Here is a 26006-nt window from a genome sequence, read left to right on the forward strand (position 1 = left end):
TGCTACCGGAAACGCGCACGAGGGTAGGTCAGGCGCCGATCGTCAGGCGGTCGCCGTCATCGGTGACACCGACATGCACGGTGTCGCCGTCGCGGATCTCACCGGCCAGCAGCTTCTTGGCGAGCTGGTCGCCGATGGACTGCTGGATCAACCGGCGCAGCGGACGGGCACCGTACTGCGGGTCGTACCCGCGCACCGCGAGCCACATGCGGGCCGAACCGTTCACGTCGAGCGTGAGCCGGCGTGCCGCGAGCCGCTGGGCGAGCTGACCGAGCTGGATCTCGACGATCTGCTCGAGCTGCTCCTCCGACAACGGGTCGAAGATGACGACGTCGTCGAGCCGGTTGATGAACTCCGGCTTGAACGCGGCCCGCACCGCTGCCATCACCTGATCCTTGTCGCCACCCGCACCGAGGTTCGAGGTGAGGATCAGGATGGTGTTGCGGAAGTCCACCGTGCGACCCTGCCCGTCGGTGAGCCGACCGTCGTCGAGCACCTGCAGCAGCGTGTCGAACACGTCCGGGTGGGCCTTCTCGACCTCGTCGAACAACACCACCGAGTAGGGGCGGCGACGTACCGCCTCGGTGAGCTGGCCCCCGGCCTCGTAGCCGACGTAGCCGGGAGGCGCACCGACGAGCCGCGCCACCGAGTGCTTCTCGCTGTACTCGGACATGTCGATCCGCACCATGGCGCGTTCGTCGTCGAACAGGAAGTCGGCGAGGGCCTTCGCGAGTTCGGTCTTGCCGACACCGGTCGGGCCCAGGAACAGGAACGAACCGGTGGGCCGGTTCGGGTCCGCGACACCGGCGCGGGCGCGGCGCACCGCGTCCGAGACGGCCTGCACGGCCTCGTTCTGCCCGACGACCCGTTCGCCGAGTTCGTCCTCCATGCGCAGCAGCTTGGCGGTCTCGCCCTCGAGCATGCGGCCCGCGGGGATACCGGTCCACGCGGCGACGACGTCGGCGACGTCGTCCGGGCCGACCTCCTCCTTGAGCATCACGTCACCGTCGGAGGCGGCACCGGAGGCGTCCGCGGCGGCCTGGAGTTCCTTCTCCAGCTGAGGGATACGTCCGTATCGCAGCTCGGCCGCCTTGCCGAGATCGCCGTCGCGTTCGGCGCGTTCCTCCTCGCCGCGCAGCGACTCGAGCTGTTCCTTGATCTCCCGCACCGAGTCGATCGCGGTCTTCTCGTTCTGCCAGCGGGTGGTGAGCTGGCTCAGCCGCTCGCGTTCGTCGGCGAGTTCGCCACGCAGCTTGTCGAGCCGGTCCTTGGATGCCTCGTCGGTTTCCTTCTGCAGTGCCATCTCCTCGATCTCGAGACGGCGCACGACCCGTTCGACGGTGTCGATCTCCTCGGGACGCGAGTCGATCTCCATGCGCAGCCGGGACGCGGCCTCGTCGACGAGGTCGATGGCCTTGTCCGGAAGGAACCGGGAGGTGATGTAGCGGTCGGAGAGCGTCGCGGCGGCGACGAGCGCGGAGTCGGTGATGCGCACACCGTGGTGCACCTCGTAACGCTCCTTGAGCCCGCGCAGGATGCCGACAGTGTCCTCGACACTCGGTTCGCCGACGAGCACCTGCTGGAATCGGCGCTCGAGCGCGGCGTCCTTCTCGATGTACTTGCGGTACTCCTCGAGGGTCGTCGCACCGACGAGCCGCAGCTCACCGCGGGCCAGCATCGGCTTGATCATGTTGCCCGCGTCCATCGCGGATTCACCGGTCGCACCGGCGCCGACGATGGTGTGGAGTTCGTCGATGAACGTGATGATCTGACCCGCGGACTGCTTGATCTCGTCGAGAACGGCCTTGAGGCGTTCCTCGAACTCACCGCGGTACTTGGCGCCGGCGACCATCGAGCCCAGATCCAGGGAGATGACGGTCTTGCCGCGCAGCGACTCGGGAACGTCGCCGGCGACGATGCGCTGCGCGAGTCCTTCGACGATCGCGGTCTTGCCGACACCGGGTTCACCGATGAGCACCGGGTTGTTCTTGGTGCGACGCGAGAGCACCTGTACGACTCGCCGGATCTCGTTGTCGCGTCCGATGACGGGATCGAGCTTGCCTTCGCGGGCGCGGGCGGTGAGATCCGTCGAGTACTTCTCCAATGCCTGGAACGTCGATTCCGGGTCGGCGGTGGTGACGCGACCGCTGCCGCGCACGGCGGTGAACGCCTCGCGCAGCGCGGACGGAGTGGCACCGTGTCCGGCGAGGAGCTTGGCGACGTCGGAGTCACCGCTCGCGAGGCCCACGAGGACGTGTTCGGTGGAGACGAACTCGTCGGTCAGCTCGGTCGCCAGGTGCTGGGCAGCGGTCATCGCCGCGACGGCCTCCCGGCCGAGCTGCGGTGTGGTGGTCGCGCCGCTGGCCTTGGGCAGCCGGTCGACGAGGTTCTCGGCCTCGCGGCGGACGACGGCCGGATCGACGCCGACGGCCTTGAGCAGCGGCGCGGCGATACCGTCGGCCTGGTCCAGCAGCGCCACCAGCAGGTGCGCGGGGCGGATCTCCGGGTTGCCCGCAGCGGACGCCGACTGGAGTGCGGCGGTCAGTGCAGCCTGGGTCTTCGTTGTCGGGTTGAACGAGTCCACTACGGGCCCCTTCCATTCTCGAGTGTGTTCGTGTCAATTTCTGCGTCCCGTGGGTACTCTCCACGGGAACTCGACATGATCAACGAGTCTAAAGTTGAGTTTGTTCCGCTCAAGTTCAATGTCGACGGTGACCTGCGTCACTGCCCCGTGCTTCCAGTGTGCGATATCGGGTTCGTTCGGGGACCACCCTTGGTGGCCGATCGACCGGTGAACGGCTACAGTTGCGGCCGACCAGCAGGAACAGCACGTGGGAGGGTGGCGTGGAAGCCTTCGCCATCGCCCGTGTCCAGCTCAGTTTCGCCTCCATCGTCGCCACGCCCACCGGCTCCGAACGGTTCGCGTCGGCCTTCTACACCGCACTGTGGGCGGAGAATCCGGGACTGCGCGAGCTGTTTCCCGCCGGCATGGAATCGATGCGGAACCGGTTCGCGACCGCGGTCGGATGGGCCGTGAACCGGCTCAGCGATTTCGCCGCCGTCGAGGACTTCCTCGGCCAGCTCGCCCGCGACCACCGCAAGTACGGGGTCAAACCCGAGCATTTCCGCGCGGCGGGGGCGGCGATGCTCGTCGCGGTCCGCGAATGCACTCCGCTGATCCTGTGGACGGCCGCCCTCGAACACACCTGGCGCGAGATCATCAGCCGGCTGGTCGCCGCCATGGCGATCGCATCCGCCGAGGACGACCTGCCCGCCGTGTGGGGAGCGACCGTCGTCGGCCACGAACGCGTGATGCCGGACCTGGCGATCATCCGGCTCGAAACCGACTCCCCCATTCCGTTCCACGCGGGTCAGTACATGAGCGTGCAGACCCCGCACCGCCCGCAGATGTGGCGTTATCTGTCCGCGGCGATCCCGCCGAATCCCCAGGGGCAGATCGAATTCCACGTGCGCCGGGTGTCCAGTGGCTGGGTGAGCCCGGCACTCGTCGGCGAGACCGCGGTCGGTGACCGCTGGGTCATCGGCCCGCCGCTCGGCGGTCTGCACGTCGATCGGGCCCGCGGCGACGTTCTGATGATCGCCTCGGGGACCGGGCTGGCACCGCTGCGCGCGCAGCTCATGGAAATGGCGATGCGCGGCGACAACCCGCGTGTGCACCTGTTCTACGGCGGCAAGTACCCGTGCGACCTGTACGACATCGAGACGCTCTGGCACCTGTCGATGACCAATCCGTGGCTCACCGTCGTTCCGGTCGTCGAGGAGAAGGAAAACCCTTGGTGGCATCCGGTTCCCGTGCAGGAACCGCCGAACGGCCTGCACCGCACGATGTACGGCAAGCTCGGTAAGGTCGTGGCCCAGTTCGGGTCGTGGGCGGACCGCCAGATCCAGATCGCCGGCTCACCGTCGATGATCAAGACGACGCTGTACGCACTGTCCGCGGCCGGAACTCCACGCCAAAACATCAGTTTCGATCCACTGTAGACGTGACCTGCGCACTTCGGTCGTGCAGGGCCACGAACGGGGGCATACCTCCTCAGTACGTGAGAGTTTCAGGAGGACCGGCAAGTACAGCCCAATCGCCTGCGGCCCCGTCACCTACAAGTTCCTGCCCGCCGGGACCTCCGGGCGTGACGAGCCCGAACGGGTCGTTCGGTGCAGTCGGCCGCCCGAGCTGATCGACCGCGCTACCGCCGACTGCAGAGCCGGCCATTCCGCCCAAGAGACCGCCGGCCATTCCGCACAGGAGAAGTCCGACCCCACCTGTTGCAATACCGAATCCCACACACGCGGCGCCTGCCAAAACAGCTCCAGCCAGGCCGAAGAGTTGGCCGCCGGCCTCTTCTCCGATTACGTGTGCGCGCTTGACCTCATCTGCGGTTGCAATGCGGTAACCGGATATTGCGAAGGACACGATGATCATCCCTCGCCCGGCCCAGCGCAGTTGCGTGGCATTCCGCGCCATCCACGCGGTACTCCCCGCGACCAACTCGCCCTTCACGGACGTTCTCAAGGGCTCGACCGTCAGAACCCGGGCGTTGCTCTCTGCCGTCGCAAGGTACTCCGCTTCGTCGGGATTCACTCCGGCAACGAATCCCGAGTCCGCCGGACTCAACGTGTTGGCAGCGCTCGCTCGGGTGTTGTCCAGTACATCGTTCGCGTTGAAGGTAGCCCGCACACGGAATTTGCGATCCCCCGACCACGTGACCGGTTCCGGTTGGCCTTTTCTCGGCGGCACGCTCCATGACACCCACGGGGATCCGCCGCGGACGACGTCGATACTGTCGACATGCAGCGACACAGTCCGGCTGAGCAGAGTCGCCTCGGCAGGTGTCAGTGAATTTCGATCGGCATTGAACTTCTTGACCAAAGCGGGGATCGACTGCAGTTCCGCAACGGTGAAAGGTCGATCCATTGCTCCGATATTCTTGCTCACCCACCGGAACGTCGGGGCCGTTCCGGGAGGGGTCTCCGCGAGGCGAGTTTCCAACCACGGGGCCAGGTCTTGTGGCAACTCGTTGAGAATCCGCTGCAGCTCGATCGCGCGCGGCGACGGAATCATCGCGGACCAATAGCGAGTACGAATCATCCTCATACCGCTCGATGCATTCGTGGGTCCGACGGCATGTGCCCCTTGGCTTGCCATGTAGGCCGAGGGACCGGCAGCTGTGAGCGTTCTCGGGGGTAGCTCGTCCGCCACCCAGGCCAACGGAAAGCTCACCGGACGGATCGACGGAACCACATCCGGATCGACCTGGGCAAGCTGTCTTTCCAGACGTATCCTGTCGATCGGCGCTGTAGCCAAGCCCTGCTGAAGGATTCGGCGTTCCGGTTCCCCGAGTTGGTTGAGGACGGCGAGCTGATCGGTGTCGCTGAGGCCGTTCAAGACGCCGTATGCTCCCCAAGGACCCCGAGGTTCGTTCATACGCCGTGCCGTCATCAGGGAGCGGACCGCGTAGGTGCGGGCCTCCGTCGAGACGGTCTCGATGATGGTGTGCCAGGTGGCGTCATCCCGACGAGCGAGCCAGAGCGTCACCCAGACCAGTTGCTGGCCGCGCGTAAGCGCACGTATGGTGTCGCGTTTGTGGTCCGGAGGCATCCGATCATAGATCTGCACGACGTCGAGAAGTGGCGGGTGGGCGGCAGCGGAGCCTGGCAGTCGACCGGCATCCAGACCTTGCCCGAGGAGGGGATCGACGAGTCGCTGCGCGGTTGCTCCGACCCCGCGCTCATCGGATTGTTCGTCGGCCCTGTCATCGCTACCGCCATTGCACCCATCGCTGCATTTCGTGGCCCCGCACCGCTGCAGGGGCGAGTTGAGGCTTCGCAGACGGGCTCCTCGCTCGAGAAGCTCGATGGTCGCCGCGTTTCCCGCATGCCGTTGCATGGCCGCGATACCGGCAATCGACGGAGCCATCACGGACACGGTAGGAGCGACAGTCGTGACCGGCGTCCGCCGAACTCGCACGGCGTCGACTGCGTCCGCTCTGGCAATCCCGACCAATTCGGCCCCTTCTCCGAACCTCGGCTGTGAGGAATCAGGTCTCGTCAATGCTGGCCGATGCATCGGTCCTGATCGATGCCTGGAGGAGCACACTTTCGACCCGGATGACATGCACGAGCGGATCACCAGTCCTTCCGTTGAGCGAGCCCACTCGCCCGTTGAGCCGTTGTTGAGCGCCGTCCGGACACTCGTTGTTGCCCCATTCACCCCATCTCCCGGGAGCAAAGATGCAACCCCGAGTGCCTGTTTACGTGTACGCCGACGACGCGATACTCCGGGCCGGTGTGGTCAGCCAGCTGCGCATGCGGAGCGAAGTCGCCGTCGTCGACACCGATCCGGAGTCCGCAGAGGTCGCCGTTCTCGCCGCGGATGTTCTCGACGACACCACCGTGCGAACCCTCCACGCCCTCCAGCGCGGCTTCTCGCCGCGCGTGATCCTCGTGTTGCGTGTCATCGACGACGCCACCCTCGTCGCCGCCGCGGAAGGCGGCATCAGCGGTCTGCTCCGTCGCAGCGATGCCACGCCCGACCTGCTGGTGCGCACCATCCAGCGTGTGGTGGCCGGCGAAGGCGTGGTTCCCCCCGACGTCCTGGGCCGCCTGCTCGGACAGGTCGGGGCGCTGCAACGACAGGTTCTGGCACCGCGCGGACTGCGGTTCTCGGGGCTGTCGGATCGGGAAGTGCAGGTCCTGCGGTTGGTCGCCGACGGACACGACACTTCGGAGATCGCGCAGCAGCTCTGCTACAGCCAGCGAACCGTCAAGAATGTGCTGCACGACATCACCACCCGCCTGCAACTTCGCAACCGATCGCATGCCGTCGCATACGCGGTTCGCGAAGGACTGATCTGAGGCGGTGGTCGCCGTGATCTCCGATGTCGACGATGCACTCCGCCGGCTGATCGAACAGGAAGCGGTCGACGACGCCGAGGTCGATGTCGTCTTCGACGCGCCGACGAAGGACTGGGCGGCCCGCCGCACCGGCCCGACCGTCGACGTGTACCTGTACGACATCCGCGAAGACCTGCGGCGGCGCCAGCGCGGCCTGGTGAACGAGTACGACAACGGTCGAGTCCGCGCCCGGCACCTGCCCCCCCGCTATTTCAAGCTCTCCTATCTCGTTGCCGCATGGACCCAACGCCCCGAGGACGAACATCACCTCCTCGGTCGATTGCTGGCCTGCTTCCTCCGCCACGACGCACTGCCCGGTGATCTGTTGTCCGGGCCGCTGGCCGCCCTCGGACTACCGGTGCCGGTCACCGTCGCCCTGCCACCGCCCGAGGACCGTTCGTTCGCGGACGTCTGGACCGCGCTCGGTGGCGAACTGAAACCGTCGCTCGACGTCGTCGTCAGCGTGCCGGCCGACACGGGCCGCGCGCAGCCGGCCGCTCCCCCGGCCCTGCGGACCCCCAGACTGTCCGCCGCCGGCAAGGACGGTTCCGTTCCCGGCGAACAGAAACGTCGACGCGGTCTCATGCCCGACGGGTCCGACCCGGTGCCGGCCGGGCTCGAAACACTGTCTGACGAAGCGCCGTCGCGCGGAACCACGGCGCCGACCGTCACCGTGCGTAAACGGCGCAAGCAGCGGCGACCCGAATGAACGGGGACGCGAACCTCCGGGACGTGCGCGACCGATGTGCGCTCGTCGAGGAGCGGGTCCGCCTCGTGGTGACACACCGACGCAGTGGCGATCCCACCCCGGACGATCCGTTTCGGGGCCTGTATCTGAGCGATGAATCGGCGGTCGCGCTGCTGGATGCGCCCGCGCCGCCCCCGGGTCCCGATCGGTCGGCCCGGGCTGCACTCGATCGGCGTGCCGCCGCGGCCGAGGCATCCGGTGCCGAACTCCGGCTACGCCGGCTCGCCCGCGCGGCCGCGCTCTCCGACGTCGACGTCGACGCGTTGCTGATCTGCATGCTGCCGGACCTGAACTCCCGGTTCGAGCGCCTGTACGGCTATCTCAACGACGACGTCACACGCCGGCGGGCGACGGTCGGCCTGGTCCTCGAGCTGCTCGACCTGTCCCCCGCCGTCGCCACGCATCGATCCCGGCTCGGGGCGGGAGCACCGCTGATCGACAACGGACTCGTCCTGGTCGAGGACGGCGAGCGGCCGTTTCTCACCCGGGGTCTGCGGGTTCCCGATCGCGTGACGCAACATCTGCTGGGCGACGATCGCCGCGACCCGGAGATCGACGGATTACTGGTCGATGCACCATATTTCGAATCGCCGATGTCCCACCGGATCGCGCGCGCGATACGAGCAGGCCAGCCGAACGTCTACATGCGCGAAGCCGTCGGTTCCGCCGCGCCGGCCGTCGCCGCCGCGGCACTCGACGCAGCGGGGTACCCCGCCCTGTGCGTGGATGCGGTCCGGCTGTTCGAGCACACCGATCCGGCCGGAGCCGTGCGCGCACTCGGCCGAGAGGCGTTGCTGCGCGGCGCCGGCGTTGTCGTGAGCCCGGTCGAGGCGCTGAGCGCCCGCGGGGACGTGTTGCGGACACTGTGCGAGACGACGGCCCCGACCGTCGTCATCGGGACCGTCACGTGGGATCCGCGCTGGTCCGATGCAGTGCCGCTGCAGGTCGACGCCGTGCGCCTGTCGACGGACGAACGAGCCCGACTCTGGGCGGTCGCGGCCGGCGACGGCGTCCCCGACGGCTCCGTCGACGCTGTCGCGAACCAGTTCGTGTTGGGACCGTCACAGATCGAACGCGCGGTCCGCTCCGCACGCGCGTCGGCGTCACTGACCGGCGGCACTCTCACCGGGAGCGATCTGTACCAGGGCGCGAGGTCGCAGAACGCCGCCGGGCTCGAGCGGCTGGCCCGGCGGATCGAACCGTCGGTGGCGTGGGCCGATCTCGTGCTCCCCGTCCGGGTCACCGATCAACTGCGCGAGCTGACTGCACGCGCCCGCTATCGGGAACGGGTACTGACCGACTGGCGGATGCGGCCCGGTGGTGGACGAGGATGCGGAGTCACCGCGTTGTTCGCCGGTGAATCGGGGACCGGCAAGACCATGACGGCGGAAGTGATCGCCGGGGATCTCGGCCTGGACCTGTACTCGGTGAATCTTGCTGCGGTCGTGGACAAGTACGTGGGGGAAACCGAGAAGAACCTCGAACGCATCTTCACCGAAGCCAGCGGTGTCAACGCGGTGCTCCTGTTCGACGAGGCCGACGCCGTATTCGGCAAACGCAGCGAGGTCCGCGACGCCCACGACCGCTATGCGAACATCGAAAGCGCGTATCTGCTGCAGCGCATGGAGAGCTTCGACGGTCTCGCGATTCTGGCGACCAATCTGCGCGCGAACCTCGACGACGCGTTCGTCCGCCGGCTCGATGCCATCGTGGACTTCCCCACGCCCGACGAGACCGCGCGACGTGCACTGTGGCTGAGCTGTTTCGACTCGCCGGCACCCCTCGGTGACGATCTGGACGTGGAGTATCTGGCGCGGTGCTTCACATTGTCCGGCGGCAACATTCGTTCCGCGGCGATCACCGCCGCGTATCTCGCCGCGGCGAGCGACACCCCCATCGGAATGAGCCATGTCCTGTCCGCGGTTCGGCAGGAATACCGCAAGCTCGGGCGGCTGGTGCCGGAGTCCGTCGCCGCGGAGTGATTCGGTAGCTCATCAGGATTCCCTTCTGCGAATGCACAATCCGCCGATACATCCGAGCGCGCAGCCCAGCACCACGAGTGTCGTCCCGCTTCCCCACGGCACCGCGGCGAAGTTGAGGTTCGCGTAGACCACGAACCCGATCGTCACCGCCATGGCGAGCAATCCCGCGACGATGGTGACGGTGCCCTTGGGACGGAGGATGCCGAGCAGCATGATTGCGACGAGCACCAACACGATCGCCCGGCCGACCGGCTGCGTCACGTACGTGTAGCTGTCGTCCTTCGCGACCTCCAGAATCTCGCCGATACCGGGGAAGTACCGCACGGTCACCAGCGGAACCACCCCGGTCTCACGCACCCAGGGCAGGAAAGCGCCGATCAGGGCGATCAACCCGCCGAGGAGGGTCGCCGCAATCCTGATCAGCGGCAGAAGGTCGTCCGACGTCTGGGTGAATGCTGCCCGCGCGTCCACCACGGTGCCGCCGTCGTCGGCGCCCACCTGGAAGTTGCGGACCGTCGCGTGCCCCATCCTCGGGCGCGGCGCCCGGACCGAGACTTTCGCCCAGCCCGCCTGACCGGGCGCGATGTCCAATGTCGGTGGATCGAACACGAACTGGACGACGCCTTCCGTGTCCCGCCCGAGCAATCGCACCCGCAGGGGAAGTTCCCGGCTCCGGTTGTCCACCACCACACGCAGTTGCCCGCGGGCGCTGTTGTGGACCGTGAACTGTTCCGGCTCCAACCTGATCTTCGCCAGTGTGATGGGGGCCGGAGACGCAACCTGAGTGAACGTGCCGCGGGCCTGCATGGAACCGTCCCCGTTGCTCGCGACCACTGTGAGTTCACGGGACAGGGTCTCCCCACCCTCGGGTGACGGCGCGGACACCACCACCCCCACCCGGAAGACCCGGCCCGGCGGCACTTCGAGTGTCCACGCCTCGAACTCGAATCCGACGGTGCGTTCCGGATCCGAGCCGCTCAGGCGGACAATCAGCGGTTTGGCTCCCCGGGTGTTGTCCACGATCGCGTGACAGCGGCCGAATGTCCGGTCCCGGACGTTGATCCGTTCCGGTTCGAGCCGGATCTCGGCGGTGGCGATCGGCGTCGGCGACGTGCTCTGAACGAGAGTCCCGTCCACCGTGCTCTCGTTGGCGCCGTCCGACGCGACGACGGTGAACGGCCTGCTCGTTTCCGCTTCCTTGGGTGGGGCGACGAGATGGGCGCGAATGCGGGTTCGGCTCTCGGTACCGGCACGCACACCGATCTTCGCCTCGTAGAACAACACCCGTACCGCCCCCTCCGGATCACGGCCGGAGAGCCGGACCTGACGGTCCACCCCACCCTTGCGGTTGTCGACGATCAGCCAGCCCTCTCCGTACGGCGCATCGGAGGCCTTGAGTGTGGTCGGGTCCAGGCGCAACTGGAGTGTCGACGCCTCCTGCTCGATGGTGAGATTCGTTTCGATACTGCCCTGATCGTTCGCGCCGCAGATTGTGGCTCGAAGCGACCGTGCCGGCCCAGCCTCCGGCGGCGGCACCGTGACGGTCAGGCCGATCGAGATCGTCTCACCGGGTGGCACTTCGATGATCACAGCGGAGAACTCGAATCCGACAACGTCCTCGGCATCCGATCCGGTCAGCTCGAAACGCTGCGGGAAATTGCTTCCTCGATTATCGACCTTCAGTTCGACCTTCGCCGACGTCGCATCGCGCAGCCTCACCCGCTCGGGCTCGACGTGCAACTGGGCCGGGTCTCCGATCGGCGGCACCGTCACCGACACGGCGACATCGGTCGCAGCATTCGAATCCTCGTCCGAGCACACCCGAATCGTCATCGTGAAACGTTGCGCTGCCGGCCACCTCGGTGCATCGATGGCCACCGTGATCGTCGCCGGCTTCTCCTCGTCGGGATAGAGGGTGATCGCGGGATGGGTCAGCTTCAGCCAGGGAGGAGCATCGACGGGGCGGGCGCGGAAGCGGTCGACGATCGTGGACGTGTTGTGCACCCGCAGATCGAGTGTGCCCCCCTCGGCGGGATCGAGGGTCAGCTCCGGCGTGACGACTTCGACCCGCGGGGGGCGTGCCTCACCGCGACCGGACGCGGAGGTCGCGGTCGACGCGGACGGTTTCCGATCGGGAGTGGTCGGCGCCGCGGTCGGTTCGGAAGGGCGCCACGGCGTCACGATCGGAATCTCGGAGGTGAGCGTCCGGCCCCCGTGTGTGCTCGAACCCGTCCCGAGCCCGACGAACCGTCCGCATCGCACGCAGAATTCGGCGTCCGGCGCGTTGACGGTGCCGCAGTTGCCGCAGATGGGATCGGCGTCCACATTCGGATCCTGTCGTGTGTCGTCCATGTCAGCCGGCTTCGTCCTCGAGCGTCCTGATCCTCCCGCCCAAACGAACTCCGCCTGGGCACGAACCTCTCACGCATGCATACTTCTTCGCCGTCTCACACCTAGTTGACCGGGCTGCCGCCGTTCCCCGACCCACCGCTGTTCCCCGACCCGCCATCGGAACCCCCCTCGGACTCCCCGTCTCGGCTTCCGTCCGGAAGGCAATCCAGGGGCGACCCGACGACGTCTCCGTTCGGGCATGTGAACTCCTCCGGTATCGGAGGGATCGGACAGGGTTGCCCCAGTGGCACCTTGCTGCCGTCCCAACATGTCTGAACAACCGGAGGACAGGATTGTCCTTCAGGAACTGTGCTGCCGTCCCAACATGTTCGTGGAGGCGGCGGGCATGATCCGTCCGGCGACCGATCGCTCCCGTCCGGGCACAGTTCCGGTGTCGGGCATGATCGACCGGCAGGCACCGACGACCCGTCAGGACATGGGACTTGGGGCTCGGTAGTCGTAGTCGTCGCGCAAGTCTGCCCCGCAGATACCGACGACCCGTCCGCACACAGAACCGGTCCGGGGGTGGGGCCCGGCCCCGGCCCAGATCCAGGTCCGGATGGGCACGGCTGTCCCGGCGGTACGGTCGTGCCACCCGGGCAGGCGGTTCCCGCGGTTCCGGTATCCGGTGGTGCGGTACCGGGACCGACCGACGGCGGCTGCGTCTGCGGTCCTGTCGGGGGCGGCGCCGGGATCGGGATACACGGGCCGGCCGGTGGTGGTTGACGCGACTCGCCCGGCGCGCAGGGTGGTGGCGGTGGTGCCTGGGTCGGCAGGTCCGGGAAGAAGGAGATGACACTCACGCGCCAATCACCGTTCTGTTTCACGGCTGCGACACGATCGACCCGAAGATCGGTCTCCTCGAGAACCGTTCCGTCCGGTGCCGTGACCTTCTGATTCAGCATCACGGCGCGTTCGACGGCATCGTCCGAGTCCTTCGGGTGTTCCCCGAAGACGATCAGCGCATCGGCGATCACCGAGGCGTCCGCGGCCTTCCACTCGTCCCACCACACACTCGTGCCGCGTTCGGTGGCGTGGTTCGCTGCCGCCAGCTCCGGAGTCAGATATTTCGACGCTCGCTCGTAGGCGTCGCGCGTGGAGGCGTCCTTCGTCGGATACCACGTGAACATGGTTTCGATGGCACCCTCGATCGCGTCCCGCGCGCCGTCCGGAATTGTGTCGACATCTGTTCCCGTCCAGGATGATTGGGGCTCGGGTTCGGTTCCCCCGCACGCCACGACGAACGCGAACGCTGCAACCAGCGCCGCGAATGCCGAGAGGAAGCGTAGCGATCTCATCAACCCTCCTGGGATCGATCGTCGCACGTCGTCCGGCACGCGAAGCGGTGTCACGCAGCGCAGTGCCCGATCGGGAACGGCACTCGGGACATTCGAGCGGTCGAGAGGGACTGCGGGGGCACAGCTTCCGGCCGAAAGTGCCGATCCGACCGGCGGCCCTCCCGCGGGCGAACAGGCCTGGCGATAGTTGAGCCCATACATCGGAGGCAACCGAGCCCACAAGATGCCGGCGGGATCCATGCCATGAGACTGCATTTTGCACCCGGACGGCTGTCGGCTCTGCTCGTGATCGTCCTGACAGTCGCATTGTGGGGGCAACCGGCGCCGGCGTTCGCCGACACCGGGAGTGGCGCGTGCCCGGCGAATCGATTGCCGGTCGCGAACGGCACGTTCGTGGTCTCCTCCCCGTTCGGCGCCCGCGACGGCGGCTTCCATCAAGGCATCGACCTGGCAGGAGACCTCGGAACCGACATCTTCGCCGCACTCGACGGCACCGTCTCGGCGGCCGGTCCCGCCAGCGGATTCGGCCAGTGGATCGTCGTCGACACCCCGACACGCACGGGGATCGTCTCCACCGTCTACGGCCACATGTATCCCGACGGTGTGCTGGTTCGCACCGGCGACCAGGTGCGAGCGGGTCAGCACATCGCCGACATCGGTTCCAACGGCCAGTCGAGCGGACCGCATCTCCATTTCGAGCTGTGGGAAGGCGGGCGCTTCAACGGCCGGGCCGTCGACCCCGCTCCGTTGCTGAACGAAAGCCCTTCGCCGGGTTCGTCCGTGGTAGATCTGGTGGCCAGCACCACCGACTGCTCCGTCGGCGTACTCACCCCCGGGCTCGTCCCACCCGAGTTCGTACCGTGGTTGTTGCGGGCGGGCGGGTTGTGTCCGGGCATCACGCCGCCGATCCTGGCCGCTCAACTGGAGGCGGAGAACGGATTCCGATACGGCCCTTCGGCTCCCGTTTCGTCGACCGGGGCCAGCGGACCTGCACAATTCATGCCCGCCACCTGGACGACCTGGGGCAAGGACTACGACGGCAGCGGACCTCCGCCGGACGTCACCAGCATTCCCGACGCGGTGATGGCCCAGGGTGCGCTGATGTGCGAGAACCACCGGATGAGCGACGAGGCCATCACTGGCGGACGCGTCGTCGGCGACGCGGTGGCGCTGTCGCTCGCGGCATACAACGCCGGATTCGGCGCGGTGCTCAATGCCGGCGGCATGCCGTTCGGGGGCGAATACACCACCCAGACACAGCCGTACGTGAAGAAGATCCTCGAACGCGCCAAGGCGTTCGCGGCAGCACCGTGGGTTCCGACCGCCCCTCCCGTGACTCCACCGGCCGCCGTCGGCGACCTGGTCGTCGACCTCGCACGCAAACTCGAAGGGACACCCTGGGTCTGGGGCGGCGGGAACATCGACGGACCGACGAACGGCGGCATCGACAGTCCCGGGCTCACCCGGTACGCGGTCGGGAAGGCCACCGAGGGCAAGGTGCTTCTGCCACGGACCACTCAGGAGCAATGGGACGTGGGCGATCCCGTTTCGGTCGGCGAACTTCGACCCGGCGACCTGGTCTTCTCCGGCTGGAACGAGAACGATGTCCCCACGCACGTCGGCATCGCGATCGGCGGTGGCCGGATGGTGCACGCGTCGACCGGTGACGGTGTCACCGTCTCGAACCTCGACCCGGATTCGGAGGGGCGGAGAGTGACATGAGGTTCGGATCGCAAACAGGTCTGCTGGTGGCGGCGCTGACGGCGGCGCTCGTGTCCGGCTGCGGAGAAACCGTGCAGGGAACCGCTGCGCCGCAGATCGACCGGGACGATCCACTCGCCGTCATCGAGATCGCGCTGGAGACGATGTTCACCTGGAATCCGGCGCAGGACGCGTCCGGCGCCGACGCGCTGGAGCGGGCCGCACCGTACCTCGGACCGGAACTCGCGTCCCAGACGAATGTCGCCGAGCCCGGAGCCGGATCACAGTGGGAACAATGGAAGAACGACGAGGCGACCGTCCATGCTGATGCCGTGTTCCTCGCCGACGAGCATCCGCCCGACGACGATCACACCGTGCACCGCGTGGTCTCGATCCGGCAATCGGCAACGACACCGAACGATGTCCTCATCGACGAGAACGAACACACCGCGTGGGTCGTCGCGACCAAGGGATCCGATGGATGGCGGCTGGATTCGCTCCAGTTCTGACAGTCGCGCAGGAATGGGACTCCACAGATGCTCGAGAACGGCGGACGCATTCTCACCGCAGCGGTCGGTGTCGTCGCACTCGTCGCCGCGTTGATCTATGCGGGCCACGGCATCATCACCCGACCGGTCGACCGGGCGATCGGACCCGACACCTCGATCGTCGAGGAGGCCGAGGCGCAGGGAGACGGCGGAAGCCCAGGAGAGGAAGGTTCGTCCGGCGGTGCACCGGGCTCCGAACCCGGTCAAGCGACGGGAGGCTCCACACCCGGCGGCGAAACCGGGCCGGGCGGCGGGAGCGGTGGGGGCGGCGGAAGTGGAGCGACGTACCCTGAACCGGAGCCCTACACCGAAACCTCGATCGACATCGTCACCCCGTCCCCGGTGGCGGTCGACGTCACCCTGCCTCAAATCGCAGGCGGTGACCCGAAAATCACCGACACGTTCAATTCACGGATCCGGGCCGACCTCAACGATCGCATCACGGAGACCGCAGCCGGTGGCCGATTGACCGGGTCCGACGGTGAAGTCGCCCACATCGGCGACAACGTCATCAGCGGTGTGCTGCTGGTGACCGCCGAAGACGACCAGTCCGCTGTGGATCTCGCCGATACCGTAGTCGTTGGCATCGACTCCGGCGCCGTGCTGACACTCGACGATCTCTTCACCGACACCGACGCGGGTCTCCAGCAACTCGCGGCTGCGTCCCGCACGCTCGGTCCGAGCACCGATGCCGGCACCTCGTTCAACGCGACCGCCGTGACGGCCGACGCGAAGCTGTTCTCACGGTGGGTGGCGACCCCGGACGGGATGCGAATCTATTTCGAGGAAGGAGCAGTCGCACCGAGTTCGTACGGATTGGTGGAACTCACCGTGCCGTGGGACGAACTGGGCGATGTCCTCGACCCGGACATGTCGGCGGTTGTCACCAGCTGACATCCCTGCCCGAAAGGCTGCACGTTCGGGCAGTCACCGTTGCCCGAACAGCCACGCCTGTGCATCTTCCGTGCAGCGCCGGATTGGCGGATGGTCGGGCGTACCGACGGAAGCGAGAGATCATGCGCACCCACCAGAACGACCACGACAACGAATCGGAGCTGCGCCCGAAGGCTTCTCGGCTCGACGAGACGGACTCGGCGCTTGCCCTGAGGGCGGCCCTGTCCGGTCGTCTGGACATCACCGGTCCCGCAGGGCTGGCCGGATTGCAGCGCGTGGTGGGCAATGCGCGGGCAGCGGAGCTCGTCGACGAGGAACGGTCGCCCGTGCACGATGTGGTGGCGTCCGCCGGGACACCACTGCCCACCGATGTGCGCACCGACATGGAGGGCCGATTCGGGCAGGACTTCGGGGACGTCCGCGTCCACCACGACGGAGCAGCCCACGCATCGGCGAAATCCGTGAACGCGCAGGCGTACACCGTGGGCTCGGACATCGTCTTCCAGGACGACAAGTATGACCCGGCATCGGAGTCCGGCCAGCACATGCTCGCGCACGAGCTGACGCACGTGGTGCAGCAGCGCAACGGTCCGGTCGACGGCACCGATGCCGGCGGAGGGGTACGGATCAGTGACCCGTCGGACCGCTTCGAGCGCGATGCCGTCGCCAACGCCGACCGCGTGATGTCGGCCCCGGCGCCCGCGCCCACCGGCGGCATCCAACGCTGGGAGGACGACGGCTCCGCATCCGTCCAACGACAGGACGCCCCGGCCGAAGAGGAGGACGAGGCAGCGGCACAGACGTTCGTGCAGCGCGAAGAGGAAGCGGCCGAAGAAGAGTCGGCGTGATGCCATGACCGCACCCGCTCGTGTGACGAGGTCGGCGGAGCCGGCGCGCAAACCCGCGCGGCCGCCGGCCGCGGTGCGACCGGATTCGAACGCGATCCGACGCATGCAGGCGACCGTCGGCAACCGTGCCGTCGCCTCACTCGTCACCCAGCGCCTCGAGGCGGGGCCGGCAGGCAGCGCGTGCGTCGCGCCGCCCGTGGAGCCGGCCCCTGCAGCGCCGGCCGAGGATCCTCGGTGGGTCGGCGCCGAACGTGATCTTGCTGCCAAAGCCGTGGCCGCCAAGTCACATCCCCCTGCATCGAGAGAGGCAAGCGACGCCCAGAGCGCGGCGGTCGCGCCACCCGACGACATGGACGCCCAGGCCAAAGCCACCCACACCGGAAAGATGGAGGCCGCCAAGCCCCGAGGATTCGACAAGGCCGCCTTCATCGCCGCAGTGAACGCCGCCGTGGCCGCCAAAGCCCCCAAGAACCTGGACGAGGCGGACAAGTTCGCGCAGTCCGGGAAGGCAGACCAGGTCAAGAACGAAGTGATGGGCAAGGTCACCGCCGGGAAGCAGGCGTCGGCCAAAGAAATCAAGGACACCACCGGAGCGACGCCGGACACCTCGAACGCGAAGGACAAGCCGGTCGCCCCACTCCCCCCGACCCCGTCGCCGACGGTGCCGCCGCCACCGAACCCGAAGGCGTTGGCCCCCAATCCGGCTCCCTCCGAGCAGACGAGGCTCGGCGCGGACAGCTGCGAAACCAACCACAAGATGGCCGATGCCGGGGTCACCGAGGATCAGCTGGCCAAGTCCAACGAGCCCCAGTTCACCGGCGCGCTCGCAGCGAAGAAGACCGCGGAGGAACACGACGCGAATGCACCCGCCGGCGTGCGCCAGAAGGAGGCTCAGGTCATCACCGGTGCCACCGCGGATGCCGATGCGAGCACCAAGGCCGGGTTGAGCGCGATGACCGCGAAGAAGGGCGGTGCATTGCAGGCGGCCGGTGCGGGCAAGCAGGCCACCAAATCCGCCGACGAGGCGGAACGAGCCCGGATCACCGGTGAGATCAAGAAGATCTTCGACAAGACGAAGACCGACGTCGAAGGCATCCTCACCGGCCTCGACAAGACCGTGTCCGAGAAGTTCGAAGAAGGAGAACGCAAGGCGAAGGAAGCGTTCGTCGCCGATCATCAGGCTCGCATGTCCGCGTACAAGTGGAAGCGGTACGGCGGTCCCGGCGGTGCCGCGCTGTGGGTGAAGGATCTGCTCCTGGACATGCCCGCAGAAGCAAACACCCTCTTTCTAGAGTCGAAGAAGCTCTACGAAGCCAAGATGGCGGCGGTCATCGGCGACATCGCAGACACTGTCGGGACCGAACTCGCGCGTGCGAAGGCCCGGGTGTCCGATGGGCGCGCACAGGTGCAGAAGTTCGTCGCCGAACAGCCGAAGAGCCTGCAGAAGCTGGCCGGGAGTGCCGCGAAAGAGATCGGTTCGCAGTTCGACGATCTCGAGAAATCGGTCGACGAGAAGCAATCCGCGCTTGTCGACGATCTCGCCGAGAAGTACGTCGAGGCACGGAATGCGATCGACGAGGAGATCCAGAAACTTCAGGCCGAGAACAAGGGGCTCGCCGGTCAGGCTGCCGACGCGATCGGCGGCGCGATCGAAACCGTCACGAAGCTCAAGGACATGCTGCTCGGTGTGCTCGCCCGCGCCGCGAACGCCGTCGAGAAGATCATCAAGGATCCGATGGATTTCCTCGAGAAGTTCGTCGGTGCGGTCAAGACCGGCATCAAGAACTTCATGTCGAACATCGTGTCGCACTTGAAGAAGGGTCTGCAGGGCTGGTTGTTCGGCGCGCTCGCCGAGGCCGGAATCGAGATCCCCGAGAAGTTCGATCTGAAGGGCATCATCGGTCTGCTGCTGTCCCTTCTCGGTCTGACCTGGACGTCGATCAGGACGCGGATCGTCAACGTCGTCGGCGACAAGGCGATGAATGCGATCGAGAAGGGCGTCGATTTCGTCAAGGTGATCATCACTGAGGGCATTCCGGGTTTGTGGAAGTTCGTTGCGCAGAAGGTCTCGGACCTGAAAGAGCAAGTGATGGGCCGGATCCGGGACTTCGTGATCACCAAGGTGATCGTGGCCGGGGTGACCTGGTTGATTTCGCTCCTCAATCCTGCGGCCGCGTTCATCAAGGCCTGCAAGTTGATCTACGACGCGGTGATGTGGTTCGTCGACAACGCGCAACGGCTGAAGGAGTTCGTGGATTCCGTTCTGGACTCAGTCGAATCGATCGCCGCCGGCGGCGTCGGAAAGGTCGCATCCCTGATCGAAGGCACGCTGTCGAAGACGGTCCCGATGTTGATCAGCGGTCTCGCCAGCCTGCTTGGGCTGGGCGGCATCGCCGAGAAGGTCAAGAGCATCCTCGAGAAGGTACAGGCACCTGTCGGCAAGGCCGTGGACTGGCTGATCGGCAAGGCGGTCAAGTACGGGAAGAAGTTCCTGGACAGGCTGAAGAAGTCGAAGCTCGGCAAGGCTGCGGCGAAGGTCAAGGCGAAGGCGAAGGCCGCGTACGCCAAGGGCAAGGCCTACGTGAAGAAGAAGTACGAGGCGGGGAAGAAGTGGTTGAAGAAGAAGTACGAGGGCGCGAAGGCTTGGGTGAGAGGGAAGGTCTACGACGACAGCCCAGCGGGGAAGCAGAAACGACTGGAGAAGGGCCTGGCGGCGGGCGTAGCCGCCGCGAACAAGTACGCAGGCAAGCCTGTGCGCGACATGATCCTACGACCGTCCCTCGGCTTCATTAGGCTCAAACACGGACTTCAGACTCTCGAACCCGTTAAGGCAGGCAAGAATTGGGCAATTCACGCCGAGGTGCAACGGGCAACCGCAAAAACGGATGCCATAGTGGAAACCGACGACGAAAAGGCGCGGACCGGCCTTACCGACAAAGATCCGATCCTGATGGCGTGGCACAAGCCAGCCGAATGGTACCCAGACTGCCTGTACCGGCCCAATTCGATGAGCGGACGTGGACGTGGGCAAAAGATTTGGAAGTACCCGAACAAGACCTATGACAACGGCTTCTCGGCCGGCGTCACGCACTGGCCGTACGAGGGTATGAAGCTGCAGTACCGAGGTGGCGAGGAGCCACGTGGCAGCGGCGTCAAAAAGTTCATGCGTGAGCTTGAAGAGGAAGGAATCGAACTCGCCGGTGACCTTGCCTACGAAGTGGACATCGATCACGTCATCGACTGGGCGTTCTGCGGAGTAGACGGAGAAGGCGTCAACGAGAACCTCTGGCCGCTGTACCGATCGGCCAACAGAAGTGCCGGAACCACTCAAAACCGGTTGCAGAAGGTCTGGTGGGCAGAATCCAAAGGAGCCAAGCCCAGGAGAACCCCGATCGAAGAAGTCCCACGTCAGCGCTGGTTCCAGATCAAAAGCATCAAGGGTGCAGGCGGCAAGAGGGGGTAATCGCGAGTTCTTGGTGGCCCTGAAAACACGCGCGGTGACGCAGAGACTGTTCAAGTCAGCTGAGGATTTGCAGTCGGGAACAATCGTTGGGTAATGACTGGATTGAACCTGCACGAATACAGGCTTTGCACTTGGCTGCTGTCGAGCGATTCGCGGAAGTTCCCACCCAATCCCAGTTCTGATTTGCAGAATTGGGTGGCTACGCCCTGGAGTTCAAAGGACCAAGCTCCCCGTGCCCTATCGCGCACGTGGCGTTGCCCCCGCTACCGTCCTGCTGTGTCTGCCTCCCGATCCCGAAACGGAGCACCATCAACCCATCTCACCGAACGCCGTCCGAGGAGGCGCTATGCCGACCTACCTGTCGCCCGGGGTCTACGTGGAGGAAGTGGACTCGGGGTCCCGGCCGATCGAAGGGGTCGGGACCGCCGTCGCCGCCTTCGTGGGCCTGTCCGAGAAGGGGCCGTTCAACGAACCGAAGCTGGTCAGCAACTGGACCCAATTCACCGGTCTTTTCGGTGGTTTCGTCGACGGCGCCTGTCTGGCGCGGTCCGCCTACGCATATTTCCAGAACGGTGGCGGCAACGCATACATCGTTCGGATCGGCGACGGTACCGGCAGCAGTGGGTCCAAATCCGCACCGAAACCTGCCGACGCCGTGCCGCAAGGCGTCCTCGGCAACTTCCGGGTGCTCGCACTGGACCCGGCCGTCGCCGAACCCGGCATCGAGGTCGAAGTTCAGCCGAGCGACGCGGAACCCGCCGACGGGACCTTCAAACTGGTTGTCCGCAAGGGCGGCGAGACGGTCGAGGAACACACCGGTGTCACATCCGGGCGCGGCAAGACGAATGCCGCGACCGTGGTCAACGGTCAATCCGCGACGATCAAGCTCGAACAGATCCCCACCACTCAGGCTTCCGACGAACTCGCCGTCGGAAAGAAGGTGATGTTGGCAGCGCCGGCACAACCGGCGCTGCTTCCGTCCGCTCAACTCACGACCGACGACTACGTCGGCGATGTCTCGGAACGCAGCGGATTCTCCGGTCTCGAAGCAATCGACGAGATCACGATGGTCTGTGTCCCCGATTTGCTCACCGCCTACCAGCGCGGCGCGATCGATCTCGACACCGTTATTTCCGTGCAGCAGGCCATGATCGCGCACTGCGAGTTGATGGGTGATCGGATGGCGATCCTCGACCCACCGCCCGGCCTCAACGCGCAACAGGTCAAGGAATGGAAAACCGATAAGGCCAATTACGACTCGAAGTACGCAACCCTGTATTGGCCGTGGGTGAGTACTGACGGCGGGAACTACCTGCCGCCTTCCGGTTTCGTGGCAGGCATCTGGGCTCGGAACGACGACACGCGCGGTGTGCACAAAGCCCCGGCCAATGAAGTCGTACGAGGGGTGGTGTCTCTGCAGACACAGATCACCCGCAACGAACACGACCTGCTGAACCCTTTGGGCATCAATTGCATTCGGTCCTTCCCTGGTCGTGGGATCCGGGTCTGGGGTGCCCGGACCCTGTCATCGGATCCGGCGTGGCGCTACCTGAACATCCGCCGGCTCTTCAACTATCTCGAGGAGTCGATCCTCAACGGCACGGACTGGGTGGTGTTCGAGCCGAACGATCAAGCGCTGTGGGCGAAGCTGCGCCGCACCATCGCCGCGTTCCTCGTCAACGAATGGCGTAAGGGCGCACTGTTCGGTCTCACTCCCGACGACGCGTTCTACGTCAAGTGTGACGACGAGACGAACCCCGCCGAGGGAATCGATGCGGGCGAAGTGGTCTGTGTGATCGGGGTGGCACCGGTCAAACCCGCCGAGTTCGTCATCTTCCGACTGTCCCAGTTCTCCGGCGGCACCAGCCTGGTGGCCGAGTAATCGACGTATTGGATAGTGAGGAACGACAATGCCTCTCCCGGAATTCGACAGCTCGGTCGGCCACTCGTTCGGACTCGAATTCGACGGCCTCCAGATCAAATCCATCACCGAGGTCACCGGCCTGAAGATGGAACAGGATGTCATCGAGTACAAGTCGAACGAAGCGAAGGACGGCAAGTACCTCGTCAAGAAGCTTCCCGGCCGTTGGAAGGCGGGCGAGGTGACTCTTTCCCGGCCCCTCACCGAGGACCACGGATTCGACAAGTGGATCAAGGATTCTCAGCTGGGGAAGATGAAGGACGTCCGCAAGGGCGGCGCCATCGTCGTCTACGACTACGAGGGCCAACCGGTCAAGCGATACACACTGACCAATGCGTGGCCCAAGAGCCTCGAGGTCAGCTCCATGAAGGCCGGCGACACCAGCGTCATGACCGAGAAGCTGGTCCTGACGTTCGAACGCGTCGAGGTGGACGGTGCGTAGAACCAGCGCGCCCGCCGCACTCGATGCCGGACACGATCCGGATCGTGGCGGCGCGTCGTCGACTGCCCGGGACACGCTCCGTACCGAGTTCGGGTTCCTGCTTCCTCGCGGATATGTCGACTCGGCGGGCACCGTGCACCGCGACGGCGTCATGCGCTTGGCCACCGCCCGGGACGAACTGGTGTCCCAGCGCGACGACCGGGTGCGAGAGAACCCCTCGTACCTGACGGTGGTGCTGATCAGCAGGGTCGTGTCCCGGCTCGGTGGTATCGAAGACGTACACGCCGGAATCGTGGAGAACATGTTCGCATCCGACCTGGCGTTCCTCCAGGACCTGTATCGGCGGATCAATCAGGACGGACATACCCGGGCCGGGGTCACCTGCCCCGAATGCGGAAGCGACTTCGCCGTCGACATCGCCGGGGGCCGCCTGGGGGAATCGTGACGTACGGGACCGAACGCCTGCACGCGGAGGTCGCGTACGTCGCCCACCACCTGCATTGGTCGCTCGACGAGATCCTCGATCTCGAACACGCCGATCGGCAACGGTATGTGCGCTTGAGCCGAGACCTGGCACCGGAACCCGCGAGGAGGTGAGCGATGGGCATCAGGTGGCCGTGGCAGCATCGGCCGGCCGAACCCGACCGGCCGACGCCTGCGACTCGGGAAACCCACTCCCCGCAAGCCTCCCGGCAGTGGTCGTCGTTGCCACCGTTGCAGCGGGCGGTCGAACCGATGGAACCGACGGCGCCACTGGACGGGTTCACACGGGCCCTCACGACCTCCCGAGACCCGGGTCTGGTCGCGTCCGTCCGGCCGATCGTCACCACGATTCCCCCGCTGCCAGTCTTCGCGACTGCCGCAGCCGATCCGGCACCCCGCCACACAGCACCACCCGAACTCCCCACTCGACCGCATCACCGGTCGTTCGCTCCCGTACAGCGCACAACGGTGTGTGCCCCGGCCGTCGCTTCGCCGTCGCCGCCCATTCCCGAGACCGTTCCCCATTTCACACCGACCCGGCATCCCGACCCGACCCCTGCATCGCTCGGCGAGAGATCCTCCGGGAGCATGGAACTGATCACGGCGCCGGTCCCGGAGGAACGGCTTCTCGTCCCGCATGTCGAACCGCCCGAGCCCGACGACGTGCCAACCGGACAGGCATGGATCTCCTCCGACGACGGTCACCACGCCCCGGACCGCGACTCCACCGAACGTGCATCGGAACCTCCCCCCGACTACCCGCGCAGTCCGGCCACCGAGGCCCTGCAACGAGTGTCCACGGACTCTCACCCGCACCATCGACCCGGCCTGCCCGAACCACTACCGGCCCGTTCGGGCCACACGACCCCACGAGAACCGCGGCCGCACAACATCGATCGACCGGCCGCCCCGAGTGAGCAACCACCACAGCCGCCCGTCCAGCGGTCCACGGTCGAGCAATCGACGCCGCAGCACGAACCCGCGCATTCCCCGTCGCTGCGGTCCGAGCCGTCCGAGCACTCCGACCGTGACGGCACACAGAGCGAAACGGTGCACCCCACCCACGAGGCACCGTCCTTCCCGGTGCCGGTCGTCCGCCGCGAGCAGACGCCGTCCGACATCACGGCCACTACCGAATCATCGGATCCGCCGACGCTCGACATCGCGCCGAGCGAGCCGATCACAACACCGCCGAGCGGCGTACAACGGGCGATCACCGACGGGGCGCCGGTCGAGGAGAAGATCCGCGTGTCGTCGACAGCATCCGAACATTCGATGGTGCAGCGCGATTCCCTTCCCGACCCGAATCCCGACACGGTCCCGACTCCCGGTCCGAGTCCCGACCACCTCGTCCCCACTCTGGGGACGAGGCACACCGACGCACAGACGCACGCGGACGATCTCGACGACCGGCCCCTCGGCGGCGAGCCCCGCGTCCTGCCGACCATCACAGACCTACCGACCACGACAGACCCACCGAGCACCCCGGAACAACCGAGTCCCCCGCCAACACCGACGCCGTCCACCGTTCCTGTCCGGCACCACACGGCACCGGGCACGCCGCCGGCCGCATCAACGGTGTCGGCCGCATCGACGGTGTCGCGATTCCCGACGGGATCTCCGGTACAACGGGTTTCGTCGGAGCCCGGCGATCCGGTGGTGGCACCGGCCGATCCGCTCGTTCCGCACACCGCTCCGGTAGTCCCCACCGCATCCGCAGCAACGCCCCCGACCGCGACGCCGACGAATTCCGGCGATCCGTTGGGGTCTGCGGACGTGGTTTCACCGCTCCCGGTGCTGCCTGCCCCCACGTCGCGCGATGACACCGGCACAGCGAGCGGCGCACCACTCCGCGTTCCGCTGCAACGCGCACCCACACGCACACCAGGCCCGGACACGACGGCGCGCACGGTTCACGTTGCCGTACAGTCCGTGCTGGATGGGCCGGATGGGCCGGATGGGCTGGATGGGCCGGTTCGACGATGGCCGGGCGCCGATGACGGACCCGCACGGGAGCAACCGGTCCCGGTCCTTCGTGTCGCGACCGTGCCCAGCGAGCCGACCGGCACGCGGACCGAATCTTCGGCCGGACAGACAGGTCACGCGCTCGGCGGCTCGCATACTCCCGCGGCGCACACGTCGCCGTCGCCCGGTGTACAGCAGCCGTCGGCAGCGGTGCAGCGGCACACGGGCATCGGATCACCCGTCGCGCACCCTGCGCCCGGCGTGGTCGAGGTCGGGCGCGCGCGACCGGTGTCGTTGCGGGAGATGTTCGCTCATGTGGCGCAGGAGAGCGATACGGACGAATCCCGGCCTTCCGTGGACGATCCGGTGGCACAACGCCGGATCGGGCTGTCCCGGCAGGCCGAGCCCAC

Annotated in this window: 17 protein-coding genes; 14 read left to right on the top strand and 3 right to left on the bottom strand. The window is 66.5% G+C overall.

The window, feature by feature from the left end:
* Positions 1-28 precede the first annotated feature (28 nt).
* Entirely contained in the window at positions 29-2584 is a 2556-nt protein-coding gene (clpB, locus tag A8G15_RS02660) for an ATP-dependent chaperone ClpB (protein ID WP_068155030.1), read from the bottom strand.
* 260 nt (positions 2585-2844) lie between these two features.
* Here clpB and A8G15_RS02665 point away from each other — a divergent pair, with 260 nt between their 5' ends.
* On the top strand, positions 2845-4002 hold the full coding sequence (locus tag A8G15_RS02665; RefSeq protein WP_068155032.1) for a globin domain-containing protein: 1158 nt from the start codon (positions 2845-2847) through the stop codon (positions 4000-4002).
* A gap of 52 nt (positions 4003-4054) precedes the next feature.
* Here the strand turns inward: A8G15_RS02665 and A8G15_RS02670 are convergent, their stop codons facing one another.
* Positions 4055-5935: a hypothetical protein gene (locus A8G15_RS02670; protein ID WP_156665229.1), complete on the bottom strand. Its 1881-nt coding sequence runs from the start codon at positions 5933-5935 to the stop codon at positions 4055-4057.
* Between the two features lie 326 nt (positions 5936-6261).
* On the opposite strand from A8G15_RS02670, the gene A8G15_RS02675 reads away from it, so the two are divergent.
* From A8G15_RS02675 to A8G15_RS02685, 3 genes are read left to right on the top strand one after another with little or no spacing between them, the layout of a single operon-like run.
* Entirely contained in the window at positions 6262-6873 is a 612-nt protein-coding gene (locus A8G15_RS02675; protein ID WP_342671533.1) for a response regulator transcription factor, read from the top strand.
* A 13-nt stretch (positions 6874-6886) separates the two neighbouring features.
* Positions 6887-7621 carry a Pvc16 family protein gene (locus A8G15_RS02680; RefSeq protein ID WP_082899616.1) on the top strand — a complete coding sequence of 245 codons (735 nt, stop codon included), beginning with the start codon at positions 6887-6889 and terminating at the stop codon, positions 7619-7621.
* On the top strand, positions 7618-9642 hold the full coding sequence (locus A8G15_RS02685; protein WP_068155037.1) for an ATP-binding protein: 2025 nt from the start codon (positions 7618-7620) through the stop codon (positions 9640-9642). The genes A8G15_RS02680 and A8G15_RS02685 overlap by 4 nt, the downstream gene beginning before the upstream one ends.
* A gap of 12 nt (positions 9643-9654) precedes the next feature.
* On the opposite strand, the gene A8G15_RS02690 is transcribed toward A8G15_RS02685, so the two are convergent.
* Entirely contained in the window at positions 9655-11994 is a 2340-nt protein-coding gene (locus A8G15_RS02690) for a hypothetical protein (RefSeq protein ID WP_068155038.1), read from the bottom strand.
* 1580 nt (positions 11995-13574) lie between these two features.
* On the opposite strand from A8G15_RS02690, the gene A8G15_RS02695 reads away from it, so the two are divergent.
* The 10 genes from A8G15_RS02695 to A8G15_RS31395 form a co-directional block, all read left to right on the top strand.
* The gene (locus A8G15_RS02695; protein WP_082899609.1) at positions 13575-15053 is read left to right on the top strand and encodes a peptidoglycan DD-metalloendopeptidase family protein; all 1479 of its coding nucleotides are present in this window, start codon (positions 13575-13577) and stop codon (positions 15051-15053) included.
* Positions 15050-15541: a hypothetical protein gene (locus tag A8G15_RS02700; RefSeq protein WP_068155040.1), complete on the top strand. Its 492-nt coding sequence runs from the start codon at positions 15050-15052 to the stop codon at positions 15539-15541. The genes A8G15_RS02695 and A8G15_RS02700 overlap by 4 nt, the downstream gene beginning before the upstream one ends.
* Positions 15542-15568: 27 nt before the next feature.
* On the top strand, positions 15569-16474 hold the full coding sequence (locus A8G15_RS02705; protein ID WP_068155042.1) for an RsiV family protein: 906 nt from the start codon (positions 15569-15571) through the stop codon (positions 16472-16474).
* A 122-nt stretch (positions 16475-16596) separates the two neighbouring features.
* Positions 16597-17322: an eCIS core domain-containing protein gene (locus tag A8G15_RS02710; RefSeq protein ID WP_068155044.1), complete on the top strand. Its 726-nt coding sequence runs from the start codon at positions 16597-16599 to the stop codon at positions 17320-17322.
* A 4-nt stretch (positions 17323-17326) separates the two neighbouring features.
* Positions 17327-20785, top strand: a complete 3459-nt coding sequence (locus A8G15_RS02715; RefSeq protein WP_068155047.1) for a phage tail protein — start codon at positions 17327-17329, stop codon at positions 20783-20785.
* A 346-nt stretch (positions 20786-21131) separates the two neighbouring features.
* Positions 21132-22667, top strand: a complete 1536-nt coding sequence (locus A8G15_RS02720) for a phage tail sheath family protein (protein ID WP_068155050.1) — start codon at positions 21132-21134, stop codon at positions 22665-22667.
* A gap of 28 nt (positions 22668-22695) precedes the next feature.
* Positions 22696-23148, top strand: coding sequence for a phage tail protein (locus A8G15_RS02725; protein WP_068155051.1), 453 nt, complete (start codon positions 22696-22698; stop codon positions 23146-23148).
* Positions 23141-23593: a hypothetical protein gene (locus tag A8G15_RS31645; protein WP_068155053.1), complete on the top strand. Its 453-nt coding sequence runs from the start codon at positions 23141-23143 to the stop codon at positions 23591-23593. The genes A8G15_RS02725 and A8G15_RS31645 overlap by 8 nt, the downstream gene beginning before the upstream one ends.
* Positions 23590-23745: a DUF6760 family protein gene (locus tag A8G15_RS29605; RefSeq protein ID WP_211270098.1), complete on the top strand. Its 156-nt coding sequence runs from the start codon at positions 23590-23592 to the stop codon at positions 23743-23745. The genes A8G15_RS31645 and A8G15_RS29605 overlap by 4 nt, the downstream gene beginning before the upstream one ends.
* 2061 nt (positions 23746-25806) lie before the next feature.
* On the top strand, positions 25807-26006 hold a 200-nt coding region (locus A8G15_RS31395), incomplete at its 3' end, for a hypothetical protein (RefSeq protein ID WP_211270099.1).

It is taken from the genome of Rhodococcus phenolicus (assembly GCF_001646785.1).
Lineage (GTDB): Bacteria > Actinomycetota > Actinomycetes > Mycobacteriales > Mycobacteriaceae > Rhodococcus > Rhodococcus phenolicus.